The sequence below is a fragment of the Gillisella terrae genome, assembly GCF_004801395.1.
Lineage (GTDB): Bacteria > Pseudomonadota > Alphaproteobacteria > Rhizobiales > Rhizobiaceae > Allorhizobium > Allorhizobium terrae.
Genome location: NZ_SSOA01000002.1, coordinates 283,817 through 297,422, shown reverse-complemented (window position 1 = coordinate 297,422; position 13,606 = coordinate 283,817). Strand labels below are relative to the sequence as shown.

The following is a 13,606-nucleotide window of genomic DNA, read 5'->3' as shown; positions in this document are numbered from 1 at the left end:
TGAATAATTTATGCCCATTCAGGCAAAAAAATGCCGATGCGCGGGAAAAGTCAGGACTAAAAGAATGGCAGGCACCAACTCAGAACGTGAACTCATTGCCGAAGGCCCGGCGATCATTCTGGTCGAGCCGCAATTGGGTGAAAACATTGGCATGGTGGCTCGCGCCATGGCCAATTTTGGCCTTGGGGAACTGCGTCTGGTCAGTCCACGCGATGGCTGGCCATCGGACAAGGCACGTGCTGCGGCTTCCAAGGCCGACCACGTGATTGACGGTGCCGTGGTGTTTGCCACATTGGAAGAAGCCATTGCCGATCTCCACTTTGTCTATGCGACAACAGCGCGCCAGAGGGATAATTTCAAACCTGTCGCATCGCCCGTCACGGCGGCCTCCACGCTGCGCAGCCGCTTTTCCGCCGGCCAAAAAACCGGCATTCTGTTTGGTCGGGAAAAATCCGGCTTGAAAAACGAGGATGTCGCGCTGGCCGACGAAATTGTGACCTTCCCGGTCAACCCTGCTTTTGCATCGCTCAATATTGCGCAGGCCGTGCTTTTGATGTCCTATGAATGGATGAAATCGGGCATGGACGATGTGACCGCCACGCCATTTCAGGAAATAGATCAATTGCCCGCCACCAAGGATGAGGTGGTTGGACTGTTTGAGCATATGGAAGATGCGCTGGACTCGCGCGGATATTTCCGGCCTGCCCATAAAAAGGCGCGAATGGTGGACAATCTGCGGGCGGTTTTGTCGAAACGCGGATTTTCATCGCAGGAGATCAAGGTGATGCGTGGGGTTATATCCTCGCTTGATCGGTTCTCGCGCAAAAATCCGCGTGGTTCTGGCGCACCTCTAAATGAGGCGGGTGAGGGAAGTGATGTTGATGACGGCGTTGAAAGCTGATCCAAAGCCCGTTCTGGTGTTTGATTCCGGGATTGGCGGCCTCACCGTGCTGCGTGAAGCGCGTGTGTTAATGCCGGAGCGCAGTTTTATCTATGTGGCCGACGATGCAGGCTTTCCCTATGGTGATTGGGATGAAGAGCCGCTCAAGCGCCGGATCATCGACCTGTTCGTCACCCTTTTTGCAGAATATGATCCCGAAGCGGTCATTATTGCCTGTAGCACGGCCTTTACCTTGGCGGGGGCCGATCTGCGGGCAACCTTCCCGGACATGCGGTTTATTGGCACGGTTCCAGCCATCAAGCCCGCCGCAGAGCGCACGCGCTCCGGTCATATCTCGGTGCTCGCAACGCCCGGAACGGTGAAGCGGGCCTATACCCATGATCTTATCCAGTCTTTTGCTGGTCAGTGCCATGTCAAACTGGTTGGTTCGCAAAATCTGGCGCGATTGGCCGAATGCTATATTCGGGGTGATGTGAAGCCGGATGCTGAATTTTTGGAAGAAATTGCGCCGTGCTTCGTCTCAGACTATGGTTCACGAACGGACATCGTTGTTTTAGCCTGTACGCATTATCCCTTCCTGGCCAATGTGTTCCGCCGCCTTGCGCCTTGGCCGGTGGATTGGATTGACCCTGCGGAAGCCATTGCCCGTCAGGCGAGACGCATGGTGCCCATGGTTGAGGGGCGTTCCACCCAGGCAGATTTGGCTGTGTTTACCTCCGGTGATCCGGGTTTTGCCACCCGCCGTCTCATGCAAGGCTTTGGCTTGTCCATGGGAGAGCCTGTGTATTCCCAGCAAAACCAAGGGGTCTTATTCCCCTGAATGAAAAAATGCTGTCGTTTCGCATAAATCTTGAGCCGAAAGCCGATATCTGTATTTGGATTGCGCTGCGGATTTGTGCTAAAGCTTGGCCCCCGCCACCTCTTGCGTGGCTCCTATGAGATTTTAAACAGCTTGATCGCCGAAATTGTTATTGTCGCCTTGCTCACCTTGTTGAACGGGGTATTGTCAATGTCTGAGCTTGCGGTTGTCTCCGCTCGCTCTGCCCGCCTTAAAGTCCTCGCGGAGGCCGGGCATCGGGGAGCGATAATCGCTATCAAACTGGGCGAAAATCCAGGTCGCTTTCTTTCAACAGTACAGATTGGTATTACGCTTGTCGGCGTTTTGTCCGGTGCGTTTTCGGGTGCCACCTTGGGTGCGCGCTTTACGCAATGGCTCATCCTTCAGGGCATGAGCGAGCATCTGGCAAGCGCCCTTGGCGTGGGAACCGTGGTCGTTGCCATCACCTATCTTTCGCTGATCGTTGGAGAGCTGGTGCCAAAGCAGATCGCGCTTCGCAATCCTGAGCTTGTCGCCGCCCGTATGGCGGGAACAATGGTCATCTTGTCCAAGGTTTGTGCGCCGCTGGTGTGGCTTCTCGATGGCTCTGGCCGCGCCGTTCTGGCGCTTTTGGGGCAAAAAGGCAGCGGCAAGGATATGGTGACCGACGAGGAAATCAAAACCGTGCTGGCCGAAGCGCAAAGCGCCGGTGTCATCGAGTCTGAAGAATCGCAGATGATCTCGGGCGTTATGCGTCTTGCTGACCGCACCGCGCGTGGACTGATGACACCGCGCCGCGACGTGGACACCATTGGTGTTGACGATACCGTGGACGAAATCCGCGAAAAGCTCAATGAGAGCCAGCACTCGCGCATGCCGGTGCGCAATGGTAATTCCGATGAAATCATTGGCGTCATGCCGGTCAAGAGCTTCTATGATGCGCTTGCGCGTGGCACTGATATTGATATTCGCGCGCTGACCCATGAAGTGCCGATTGTGTCTGATCTTGCCGGAGCGATAGATATTATCCAGTCTATTCGCAAAACCAGCCAGCATATGGTGCTGGTGTATGACGAGTACGGCCATTTTGAAGGTATTGTCACCTCCGGTGACATTCTCGAAGCGATCACCGGGGCCTATCAGGAGGATGGTGAAGAGGAGCCTGCGCTGTTGATGCGCGAGGATGGATCCTACCTTGTTGCCGGTTGGACACCGATTGACGAATTCGTTGAGCATATTCGTGTGCCGGTGGATGAGGATCCCGATTTCACCACCGTTGCGGGCTATGTGTTGGATGAGTTGAAGCGGATTCCGGCTTTGGGCGAAAGCTTTGTGAAAAACGGCTGGAAATTTGAAGTGGTCGACCTTGATGGTCGCCGCATCGATAAAATCCTCGTTTCACCTGTGCCGGTTTCTGAACCCGACTGATTGGCTGACACCCGCTTTGAGATTGCCTGTGGGTTTTGCCAACAAGACCCACGCAATCTGTTTGTTTTCTGTTAAAGGAAAGGTCTTGCTCGGCCTTTGGCCGCTTTCCAAACATCACGAGGGTTATGACGTTGCAGGTCGGAATCGATATGGGAACGGTGTCGGGTGGCCAACCCGCCAAGCTCGATATCGAGGAATTGCTGGCAACGCGCCTGCTGGTGCAGGGCAATTCCGGCTCGGGCAAATCGCACCTGTTGCGGCGTTTGCTGGAGCAATCGGCCCAATGGGTGCAGCAAATCATCATTGATCCCGAAGGCGATTTTGTTACCCTTTCCGATAAATACGGCCATCTGGTTGTCGATGGTGAGCGCAGCGATGCAGAGCTGATCGGCATTGCCAACCGTATTCGCCAGCATCGCGTTTCCTGCGTCTTGACGCTGGAAGGGCTGGATGTTGAGCAGCAAATGCGCGCGGCTGGCATTTTCCTTAACGGCTTGTTCGATGCCGACCGTGAGTTCTGGTATCCGGTGCTGGTGGTGGTGGATGAAGCGCAGATGTTCGCGCCCTCGGTTGGCGGTGATGTGTCGGAAGACGCGCGCAAGCTATCGCTCGGTGCCATGACCAATCTGATGTGCCGTGGCCGCAAGCGCGGACTGGCTGGTGTGATTGCCACCCAGCGTCTGGCAAAACTTGCCAAGAATGTCGCCGCCGAAGCCTCCAACTTCCTGATGGGCCGCACATTTCTTGATATTGATATGGCGCGCGCCGCTGATCTTCTCGGCATGGATCGTCGACAGGCAGAAATGTTTCGCGATTTGAAGCGCGGTAATTTTGTCGCCCTTGGACCGGCTTTGTCGCGCCGTCCTCTGCCTATTGTGATTGGCGATGTTGAGACATCGGCCCGCTCATCCAGCCCCAAGCTGATGCCGCTTCCCAATGCGCCGCAGGACGTGGAAGACTTGATTTTCACGCCAGATCCAGAAGAGTTCAATCGGCCAATTACCCGCCGCGTGGCACCTGCGCCCCGGCCGACCACCGATATTCTGGCGGAATTGTCAAAGGCAACGCCGGTGATGAGCGAAGAAGCCATGCCGTCGCGCTCATCAACACCGGAGATGTCCGCCGAAGACCGCGAGGAACGCATGGCCGCGGTGCTGGCCGAAATCCTCGACGATCCACAGGCAGCCTATCGCACCGATGCGGTTCTTTATCAGGAGTTTCTGGTGCGTGCGCGTATGCGCCGTGTCGGTGGACCGCCGATGCCCATGGGTGAATTTCGCCGCCGTGTGGCGGTGACGCGCGCGGGCGTGGATGAAGAAACCGCAGCGTCTGAAGGCTGGCAAACGGCCCTTTCCTTATCAATGCGGGTTTCTGATGATTTGCAAGGCGTGTTTTTGCTGATGGCGAAAGCTGCCCTTCGCAACGAACCATGTCCCTCGGATTTGCGGATTGCCCGTGCCTATGGCACGCACTCGGCCCGCCGCGCCCGTCGTTTGCTAGGCTATTTTGAAGAGCAGGGATTGGTCGTGGTTCACACTGATTTCTCTGGCAAGCGCATTGTTGCCTTCCCGGATCTGGAAGCAGAGACACAGCCGGGAGATGCAAACGGTGGCGATGATGACCTTGCAGATGGTCGCAGTGCTGCCGAATGAGCGCTATGATCACACATCTGGTGTTTGAGAGTGTGATGTACGATGATGTTCGGGCGGCGTTTGTTTATGACACTTTTGGCCGTTAGTCCGTTTGTAAAGGCGTTTGCCAATCCGTCTTCGGTTAATGCAGTGCCGCTTTGGCCCGCTGAGCCGCCGGGCGGTGGGGGACCTGCCGGAAATGCACAGGCTAATCCGAATAAGCCTGTCACCAACGTGGCAATACCAACCTTGCGGATGGTTCGTCCTGAAAAGCCCAATGGCACTGCTGTGCTGATTGCGCCGGGTGGCGGCTATCGGTTCATTTCCGAAAAACACGAGGGTGAGGCGGCGGCCAAGTGGTTGGCTGCTCGGGGCATCACAGCTTTTATTCTCACCTATCGCCTGCCGGGCGAAGGCTGGATGGCTGGCCCACTTGCTCCCTTGCAGGATGCCCAGCGCGCTTTGCGCATGATCCGGTTTCAAGCCGCAAGTCTTGGTCTCGATGAGAAGAAAATCGGCTGCATGGGCTTCTCAGCCGGTGGCCATTTGATGGGCATGCTTTCAACCCGCTTCCAGCAAAACAGCTATCAGCCGTTGGACACGATTGATACGGCATCCTCAAGGCCGGATTTTTCCATTTTGGCCTATCCGGTGATCACCCTCAAGCCGCCCTATGATCACACATGGACCCGCATGATGCTGGTGGGCAGGCACCCGACAGCGGAGGCTGAGGCGGAATGGTCGGTGGATGCGCAGGTCAAGGCGGGCGATCCGCCGTTTCTTTTGGTGCATGCCAAGGATGATCCCGTGGCAAAATTCCCGAACGCTCTGATCATGCAAGCAGCCTGTGAAAAAGCCGGCGTGCCTGTTGAGCTGATCGCGCTGGAAAAGGGAGGCCATGGTTTTGGCATGGGCCTGTCGAAAATGGGAATGTCAGAAAAAGACCCGGTGGTCTGGACACCGGGTCTTGAAGACTGGCTGCGTAAACGTGGATTGCTGTCGCTTTAAGCGGCGCGCTCTTCCCACACCTTGATCAGCTCAACAATGGTCTTCACGGCCATTTCCATATCCTGCACGCTGATCCACTCCAGCGGTGAGTGATAGGCATGGCCGCCGGTGTAGATATTCGGGCAGGGCAGGCCCATGAAAGACAGGCGTGAGCCGTCGGTACCGCCGCGAATGCTGTGCAACACCGGCGTAAGACCAACCCGCCGCACGGCTTCTTCGAGGTTGGCCATCACTGCCGGGTGTTGATCCAGCACCACTTTCATATTGCGATATTGGTGTTTGACCTTGAACGCGTAGCTGGAGCCGGGATAGTCGCGCATCACGTCGCGGGTGATCTCTTCCAGCAGGGCCTCTTTTTGCGCAAGGCCTTCATCAACAAAATCGCGGATGATGAATTTCAGGTGTGCTTCATCCATCGAGCCGCTGATGTCGGTGGGGTGAATGAAGCCCTGACGGCCCTCGGTGGTTTCCGGTGTCTGGTCTTTGGGCAGGCGGGCAATGATGGCGCTGGCAATCTTGATGGCGTTTTCCATCCGGCCCTTGGCGGTGCCGGGGTGGATGGCAACGCCTGTGATAGTGATGTCGACGCCATCAGCCGAGAAGGTTTCGTTCTCGATTTCGCCAATCGTGCTGCCATCCATGGTGTAGCCAAATTCGGCACCCAGCTTTTTCAGATCCACCTTGTCAGCACCCCGGCCAATCTCTTCATCGGTGGTGAAGAGAATTTTGATCGCACCATGCTTGATCTGCGGGTTGTCGATAATGAACTTTGCCGCCGTCATGATTTCGGCAACGCCCGCCTTGTCATCAGCGCCCAAAAGCGTTGTGCCATCGGTGGTGACAATGTCATGGCCGATCTGGTTGTTCAGTTCAGGATTGTTGCTGACACGGATGATCTGGTTGGGATCGCCGGGCAAAACGATATCGCCGCCCTGATAGTTCTTCACCACCTGCGGCCTGACATTCGTGCCGGTGAAATCCGGTGCCGTATCCACGTGAGAGCAGAAGCAGATGGCGGGAACGGGCTTATCTACATTGGCTGGTATGGTGGCATAGACATTGCCGTGCTCATCCATATGGGCATCAACCAGGCCCATCTCCTGAAGTTCCTTGGCCAGCAAACGGCTAAGGTCTTTCTGCTTTTCGGTGGAGGGCTGGGCAGCACTTTCCGGGTCGGATTGGGTGTCAATTACCACATAGCGCAGCAGGCGGGAGAGAACGGTATCGGTCATAGGTGCATTCCAATTGGAAGAAGTGGAATACCTATAAACCGGTTTTCCGTCGCGGTGAATGCTCACCGCGACGGAAGATGGCATCAATTATTCTGCATCCACCTTTTTGGTCTGGTTGCGGGTGGCCCAGAGCGAGCCGAAAATACCCGTGGCCAAAATGCCAAGCGTGATCGAGAGCGAGAGCATCGGCGGGATTTTCGCAATGTCCAGCATGTCAGCCACAAAGATCTTGGAGCCGATGAATACTAGCACCACAGCCAGCGCATATTTCAGATAGACAAAGCGTTCAATCATCGCCGAGAGGGCAAAATACAGCGCACGAAGGCCAAGGATCGCGAAGATATTCGAGGTGTAGACGATATATGGGTCGGTGGTGATGGCAAAAATCGCCGGGATCGAATCGACGGCAAACACCAGATCGACAAATTCCACCATAATCAGCGCCAGCAAAAGCGGGGTGATATAGGTCTTGAGCTTGCCGGTCTTTTCATCAGGCTTGCGCACGACAAAATGGTCGCCCTCAAGCTTGTCGGTGACCGGGAAATACCGTCTCACGATTTTCAGAATCGGGTTGGATGCCACATCATATTGTGAGTCGGACGAGAACAGCATTTTGATGCCGGTAAACACCAGGAAGGCCGCGAAGAGATAGAGAACCCAGTGATAGCTCTCGACAATCGCCGCACCCATGGCAATCATGATGCCACGCAGGATGATAACGCCAAGGATACCAAACAGCAAAACGCGGTGCTGATAGGCCCGCGGAATGGCGAAATAGCCGAAAATCATGGCAATGACGAAGATATTGTCCATCGCCAGGCTTTTTTCAATCACAAATCCGGTGAGATATTCCACACCCGCCTGCGGGCCGGATTGCCACCATATCCAGCCGCCAAACAATACGCCGAGGGTGATATAAAAGGCGGAGAAAGCAAAGCTTTCCGCCATGCCGATCTCTTTGCTGTTTTTATGCAGCACACCAAGATCGAGAACGAGAAGAAACAGAACGATTGCGATGAAGAAAAACCACATCCAAAGTGGTTTGCCCATAAAATCGACCCAAAGAAAATCCATGGAGGGATTCCTTTGCCGGAAGGGTTTTTGATTGCAGCTCCGACATCACGGGTATCCGGCACTCGCGTCAGAGGGGCCCGGAACTGCCAATAAACACGTAAATGTGAAGGGTATTGCCAAAGTTCAAGTGTCGCTGTTTAATTTCCTCCATAAATCTGTGGCGACTTAAGCGGAAATTATGCCGTAGATTTGAGCCTTTACAGCCTCTTTTGTGCGTTTGACAAATGTGCGAGGCAGTCGTGCTTGACATTTATTCGCATCCCGCTTAGAGACCGCCCCAACGCCGGGTGGTAACGCCCGGTGTTTTCACGACATGTCCCGTGGCTGTTCCGCTAGCTTAGCGTGAGCAACCTGTCAGGAACGCTGATAAGGCAATCCAAAGGAGGGCGTGTTTCCAAAAAAATGGGTTGAGAAATCAGCCGATAAAAACAAAGGAAATACGGATGAGCAAGCGCGCATCTTCCAAGTATAAAATTGACCGCCGTATGGGCGAAAATATCTGGGGTCGTCCTAAGTCCCCAGTAAACCGCCGCGAATACGGTCCTGGCCAGCACGGCCAGCGTCGCAAGGGCAAGTTGTCTGACTTCGGTGTTCAGCTGCGCGCCAAGCAGAAGCTGAAGGGCTACTACGGCGATCTGCGCGAAAAGCAGTTCCGCGCAACTTACGACGAAGCAAACCGTCGCAAGGGCGATACTTCTGAAAACCTGATTGGTCTGCTGGAATCGCGTCTGGACGCTATCGTCTACCGCGCAAAGTTCGTACCAACTGTTTTCGCTTCGCGTCAGTTCATCAACCACGGCCACGTCACCGTTAACGGTGTCAAGGTCAACATCGGTTCTTACCGTTGTAAGGCTGGTGACGTGATTGAAGTGCGTCAGAAGTCCAAGCAGTTGGCAATCGTTCTGGAATCCACTCAGCTTGCTGAGCGTGACGTTCCTGACTACATCGAAGTTGACCACAACAAGATGGTTGCCACTTACGTTCGCGTACCAACCTTGTCTGACGTTCCATACGCTGTTGTTATGGAACCACAGCTGGTCGTCGAATTCTATTCGCGCTAATAGTGCTTTTGAATTTTGGAAAAGCCGCCCAGTGGGCGGCTTTTTCTGTTTGCAGTGCAGCAAAATTTGCTCTCATATGATGCGGCAAGATGGTGAGGAAACCAGATGGATCTGCAGGCCGTTGTTGATGAAATTGTCGCGAAAATGTCTCCCCGTTTGGGTGAGGGCAAGGTTGCCGATTACATTCCTGAGCTGGCGCGGGTTGACCCAAAGCAATTTGGCATCGCCATTACCACGGTCGATGGTCAAACCTATATGGCCGGTGATGCCACGGTTCCTTTTTCGATCCAGAGTATCTCCAAAGTGTTCATGCTGACGCTGGCTCTGGGCAAAATGGGTGAAAGTGCATGGAAGCGGGTTGGGCGTGAGCCGTCGGGTTCGTCTTTTAACTCCATCGTTCAGCTCGAGCATGAGCACGGCATTCCGCGCAATCCCTTCATCAATGCGGGCGCAATCGTGGTGACGGACATGGTTCTTGCGGGTCACAAACCGCGCGAAGCCATTGGCGAGTTTTTGCGTTTCATGCGCTATCTGACCGACGATGATACGGTGATCATTGACGCAAAAGTTGCCAAGTCCGAGCATTTGACGGGCTATCGCAATTTCGCTCTGGCCAATTTCATGCGCGGCTTTGGCAATCTTGAACATGCCGTTGAGCTGGTGCTGGGTGTGTATTTCCACCAATGTGCTCTGGCCATGAACTGCGTTCAATTGTCGCGTGCTGGCCTTTATCTCGCCAATCGCGGCACCAATCCGCTCACGGGCTTTTCTGTCGTATCGCCAAAACGCGCCCGCCGTATCAATGCCCTGATGCTGACCTGCGGCCATTATGACGGCTCTGGCGATTTTGCCTATCATGTTGGTTTGCCGGGCAAAAGTGGTGTCGGTGGTGGCATTATGGCCATCGCGCCCGGCAAAGCATCGATAGCGGTTTGGTCGCCGGGGCTTAATAAGGTTGGCAACTCTGCTCTTGGTTCTGAGGCGCTGGAGATGCTGACCACTCGCACCGGCTGGTCGGTCTTTGGCCATTAACGTTCGCCTGTATGGGGTCGAAAACTCGTTTGTGATTGAACACAACGACTGATATGTCGCTGCGACCCCAAAAAAACCATATAGAGCGTTGCGGAAGACGCATGTTGCGCAGCGTCAAGAGGATGAATGAGAATGATGGGCACGGGAAAGCAGTATGGCCAGCGGGCAATCCTGCTGTTTATTGGCGCGTTTTTTGTTGCTTTGACACTGCATGCCACATTGTCGCGGGTTAATCTCGATGGCTTTGGCGACATGGCCGAAAACTATGCCTGGGGTGTTTTGTGGCAGTGGGGCTATTTCAAACACCCGCCCTTCTTCGGCTGGCTGGTGGCTGGCTGGTTTTCGATTTTTCCGAAAACTGACGTTTTCTACTTTATTTTTTCGGCCCTGAATGCGGCTGTGACCTTGCTGTTCATGTGGCGCATTGCCGCCCGGTTTGGCAGCAAAAACTACCAGTTGTTCGTGGTGTTGGCCGCGGTTGTGGTTCCGGCCCTTTCGTTCCAGACAATCAAATACAATGCCAATACGGCAATGACACCAATTTGGGCGGCCATTTTTCTGTTCTACCTGCGGGGACTGGAAAGGCAGAGGCTGATTGATGCTGTTGTTCTGGGGCTGTTGGCCACCGCCGCAATGATGACCAAATATTATTCGGCCGTATTGTTGGTAACATTGCTCATTCACGCCATTGTCGATGCTGAAGCGCGCAAAATCCTGATGTCGAAATTCGGTGCAGTGGCTGCTGCCGTTTCCATCCTTGCCTTTTTGCCGCACTTCATCTGGTTGGTGCACAACGACTTCTCGCCGATTATCTATGCCGATGAGCAGGGTGAGGGTGGCATCAAAACCTTCATTCTGGCGCTGTTCAAATTTCTCCTCGGCGTGGTTGGCTATATGCTGCCTGCCTTGGGCCTCGCTGGATTGACCCGCAGGCCCGGTGATGGCTATCCGCTGTTTTGGCTTGCGTCTCTGACGGAGCTTCGCCAAACGGTTGAGGGCAGGGCGCTGCTGTATTTTGGTGGTTTGACAATTCCCGTCACTATCATCTTTGCCGCGCTCGCGGGTGCTGATCTCTCGGTCGTCTGGGCCATACCGGTGTTTTTGTCTCTGGTGATTCTGCTGGGCAAGCTTGTGCCGCCGCAGGCGTTGGAGCTGCGACTTTCCAGTGCGCTCCTGATGGCGCTCGCCTATCTCGTTGTCATTGTTGCGATTGCACCTTTGCTCAAAGGTCAACTGACGGATCGCGGCGGCTATAGCAAAACCATGCCGCTGCAACAGATGAGTGCCGTGCTGGATGAATACTGGGATAAATATGCTGCGGGATCGGATAATTTTGTCATTGGCGGCGAACCCTTGCTGGCCAATTCATACAATTTTTATTCGCACCATAAGGCAATTACACTTGAAGATAATTCCTTTGAGGTTTCCAAAGGATATCTTGATAGACAGGCTTTTGATAAGCGAGGCTTTGTGTTGATTTGCCAGCAAGACGACCGCAGTTGTCTTGAGATGGTCAATAGGCTACGCGGCAGCCGTAGCGATACGTTTGTGGTGGATTTTAATCTGCCGGATTTCAGAGGTGCGAAGACATGGCAGTTTCGCGCTGTTCTGGCATCCCCGCAAAAGTCATGACGGGGCCGGCTGAGCAAGAAAAGATGTTGAAGGAAACGAATGTGTCACTCCTCTCGCTAGTCGTTCCATTTTTGAATGAGCGCGACACCGTGCAGCAATTTGCAGCCTTTGGTGCCAAGCTGAAAGCGGAAATCAAGCAGCGCCACCAGCTTGATCTTGAAATCGTGCTGGTGGACGATGGCAGCCGTGACGATAGCATTGAGCGCTACAGTGCCGCACTTGAAGGCGATTGGCGAATTGTCGAGCTATCACGCAATTTCGGCAAGGAGATAGCGCTGTTTGCCGGTATCGAAGAAAGTCGCGGCGATTACGTGATGATGGTCGATGCCGATTTGCAGCATCCCTATGATGTTTGTCTTGAGATGATTGATGCGTTGATGGCCGATCCGCAACTGGATGTGGTCTATACCATCCGTGATGACCGGCGCGACGAGTCGATGCGCAAAGCCGTGCTGGGTGAAATGTTCTATTGGCTGATCAACGCGCGGCAGCGGTTTAACATTCCGCCCAATGCCGGTGATTTTCGCATTATGCGCCGCTCCGCTGTCGATGCGCTGTTGAAGGTGCGTGATAAGCGCCGTTTCAACAAAGGGCTTTATGCGTGGCTGGGTTTTCGGCAAAAAGCCATTCATTATATCCCCGATGAGCGTGTCGCGGGCGCGACGAAATGGTCCAAACTGGCGCTTTTGACGCTTTCGCTCGAAGGAATCACCTCGTTTACAGCCATTCCGTTGCGCCTTGCGTCAATTTTTGGCCTGCTGGTCGGTCTTGGCGGCATCATCTATGGCCTGCATATCATCGTGACCGCTTTGCTCTACGGTGCAGATGTGCCGGGTTATCCCAGCTTGATGTCGGCCATCACGGTTTTGGGCGGCTTCAATCTGGCATTGCTTGGTTTGCTGGGAGAATATATATGGGTTGCCGTTGGCGAAGTGAAGGACAGGCCTTTGTATCTCGTGCGGCGCTTGCACCACTCCGATAAAAAAGAAAATAATGGTTGATGTGACTATGCAGGAAAAGCCGCTCTATCTCGTGGCAGATGATTACGGCTTGTCGCCTGGTGTCGATAAAGCCATTCGATCGCTGCTGTCTGAGGGTAAAATCTCTGGTACAAGTTGCATGACGTTGTTTCCGGAATGGCCGGATGCTGCGGCTTTGCTTATGCCGGTAATTGAGAAGAGCGGTGCTGAAATCGGCCTGCATCTTACCCTGACTGATTTTATGCCACTCAGCGGCGTGCGTGTCATGTGCTCAATGCGCAAGCGCATTGCCCAATGGATTTTGGGCAGTATCGACAAAGGCAAGCTCCAGCGCGAGCTGGATGCGCAGTTGAATGCTTTTATCGATGTGGTTGGCCGCGTGCCGGACTATATTGACGGACATCAGCATGTTCATTTTTTCCCGGTGGTTCGGGACTGGCTGATTGCCAGACGTGATTTGCTGATCAGCCCCCGCGGCACAGGTCCATGGCTGCGCGGCGCGCCCGATGCAGGCCTTGCCAGCAGCATTGCGTTGCGCGGTAAAATTTCCATTGTTGAGCGTATTGCCAATGGTTTTACGGCCGAGATGGAGGCTGCTGGCTATCGCGTTCGCGGGCCGTTGGTGGGGTTTTATGATTGGCGCAAGCCAGAAACCTTTCCCGCCGCTCTGCAACACTTTAAAGAAAATGCGCCAGAGGGTGCCATTGTCATGTGTCATCCCGGCCATGGTGATGCGCTTTTGGCGGCGCGTGATAGCCTTGTTGATGCCCGCGAGGTTGAGTTTGCCGAATTGATGCGGCAATAACAGCC

Annotated in this window: 12 protein-coding genes; 10 read left to right on the top strand and 2 right to left on the bottom strand. The window is 54.4% G+C overall.

Going from position 1 to position 13,606, the window contains the following annotated elements; translation table 11 throughout:
• The first annotated feature begins 64 nt into the window (after nt 1-64).
• The 5 genes from E6C51_RS05095 (at nt 65) to E6C51_RS05075 (ending at nt 5,785) form a co-directional block, all read left to right on the top strand.
• Nucleotides 65-901 carry an RNA methyltransferase gene (locus E6C51_RS05095; protein ID WP_190235255.1) on the top strand — a complete coding sequence of 279 codons (837 nt, stop codon included), beginning with the start codon at nt 65-67 and terminating at the stop codon, nt 899-901.
• Complete coding sequence (murI, locus tag E6C51_RS05090) at nt 882-1,721, top strand: glutamate racemase (protein WP_190235254.1); 840 nt, start codon at nt 882-884, stop codon at nt 1,719-1,721. Before E6C51_RS05095 ends, murI begins: the two co-directional genes overlap by 20 nt.
• Nucleotides 1,722-1,853: 132 nt before the next feature.
• Nucleotides 1,854-3,146, top strand: coding sequence for a hemolysin family protein (locus E6C51_RS05085; protein WP_190235253.1), 1,293 nt, complete (start codon nt 1,854-1,856; stop codon nt 3,144-3,146).
• Between the two features lie 131 nt (nt 3,147-3,277).
• A complete protein-coding gene (locus E6C51_RS05080) occupies nt 3,278-4,798 on the top strand; it encodes an ATP-binding protein (RefSeq protein ID WP_186827667.1) in 1,521 nt (506 codons plus the stop codon).
• A 66-nt stretch (nt 4,799-4,864) separates the two neighbouring features.
• Nucleotides 4,865-5,785: an alpha/beta hydrolase gene (locus tag E6C51_RS05075; RefSeq protein WP_230987069.1), complete on the top strand. Its 921-nt coding sequence runs from the start codon at nt 4,865-4,867 to the stop codon at nt 5,783-5,785.
• Here the strand turns inward: E6C51_RS05075 and pepT are convergent.
• Entirely contained in the window at nt 5,782-7,017 is a 1,236-nt protein-coding gene (gene pepT, locus E6C51_RS05070; protein WP_190235251.1) for a peptidase T, read from the bottom strand. The genes E6C51_RS05075 and pepT overlap by 4 nt on opposite strands.
• Before the next feature lie 87 nt (nt 7,018-7,104).
• Complete coding sequence (locus tag E6C51_RS05065; protein ID WP_190235250.1) at nt 7,105-8,091, bottom strand: TerC family protein; 987 nt, start codon at nt 8,089-8,091, stop codon at nt 7,105-7,107.
• 443 nt (nt 8,092-8,534) lie between these two features.
• Here E6C51_RS05065 and rpsD point away from each other — a divergent pair, with 443 nt between their 5' ends.
• The 5 genes from rpsD to E6C51_RS05040 all read left to right on the top strand — a co-directional run bounded on the left by rpsD (nt 8,535) and on the right by E6C51_RS05040 (nt 13,601).
• Nucleotides 8,535-9,152 carry a 30S ribosomal protein S4 gene (rpsD, locus tag E6C51_RS05060; protein WP_146929327.1) on the top strand — a complete coding sequence of 206 codons (618 nt, stop codon included), beginning with the start codon at nt 8,535-8,537 and terminating at the stop codon, nt 9,150-9,152.
• Nucleotides 9,153-9,257: 105 nt separating this feature from the next.
• Complete coding sequence (locus E6C51_RS05055) at nt 9,258-10,184, top strand: glutaminase (RefSeq protein WP_190235249.1); 927 nt, start codon at nt 9,258-9,260, stop codon at nt 10,182-10,184.
• A 132-nt stretch (nt 10,185-10,316) separates the two neighbouring features.
• Nucleotides 10,317-11,816 (top strand): glycosyltransferase family 39 protein, encoded by a 1,500-nt coding sequence (locus tag E6C51_RS05050; protein ID WP_190235248.1) that lies wholly within the window; start codon nt 10,317-10,319, stop codon nt 11,814-11,816.
• A 23-nt stretch (nt 11,817-11,839) separates the two neighbouring features.
• Nucleotides 11,840-12,817 (top strand): glycosyltransferase family 2 protein, encoded by a 978-nt coding sequence (locus tag E6C51_RS05045; protein ID WP_190235247.1) that lies wholly within the window; start codon nt 11,840-11,842, stop codon nt 12,815-12,817.
• Nucleotides 12,810-13,601 carry a ChbG/HpnK family deacetylase gene (locus E6C51_RS05040; RefSeq protein WP_146929339.1) on the top strand — a complete coding sequence of 264 codons (792 nt, stop codon included), beginning with the start codon at nt 12,810-12,812 and terminating at the stop codon, nt 13,599-13,601. The genes E6C51_RS05045 and E6C51_RS05040 overlap by 8 nt, the downstream gene beginning before the upstream one ends.
• Nucleotides 13,602-13,606: the final 5 nt, after the last annotated feature.

Excerpts from the sequence above, each read along its gene's own strand:
- E6C51_RS05095 (WP_190235255.1), top strand. The coding sequence starts at position 65 with ATGGCAGGCACCAACTCAGAACGTGAACTCATTGCCGAAGGCCCGGCG.
- murI (WP_190235254.1), top strand. The coding sequence starts at position 882 with ATGACGGCGTTGAAAGCTGATCCAAAGCCCGTTCTGGTGTTTGATTCC.
- E6C51_RS05075 (WP_230987069.1), top strand. The coding sequence starts at position 4,865 with ATGACACTTTTGGCCGTTAGTCCGTTTGTAAAGGCGTTTGCCAATCCG.
- pepT (WP_190235251.1), bottom strand. The coding sequence starts at position 7,017 with ATGACCGATACCGTTCTCTCCCGCCTGCTGCGCTATGTGGTAATTGAC.
- E6C51_RS05065 (WP_190235250.1), bottom strand. The coding sequence starts at position 8,091 with ATGGATTTTCTTTGGGTCGATTTTATGGGCAAACCACTTTGGATGTGG.
- rpsD (WP_146929327.1), top strand. The coding sequence starts at position 8,535 with ATGAGCAAGCGCGCATCTTCCAAGTATAAAATTGACCGCCGTATGGGC.
- E6C51_RS05055 (WP_190235249.1), top strand. The coding sequence starts at position 9,258 with ATGGATCTGCAGGCCGTTGTTGATGAAATTGTCGCGAAAATGTCTCCC.
- E6C51_RS05050 (WP_190235248.1), top strand. The coding sequence starts at position 10,317 with ATGATGGGCACGGGAAAGCAGTATGGCCAGCGGGCAATCCTGCTGTTT.
- E6C51_RS05045 (WP_190235247.1), top strand. The coding sequence starts at position 11,840 with ATGTTGAAGGAAACGAATGTGTCACTCCTCTCGCTAGTCGTTCCATTT.
- E6C51_RS05040 (WP_146929339.1), top strand. The coding sequence starts at position 12,810 with ATGGTTGATGTGACTATGCAGGAAAAGCCGCTCTATCTCGTGGCAGAT.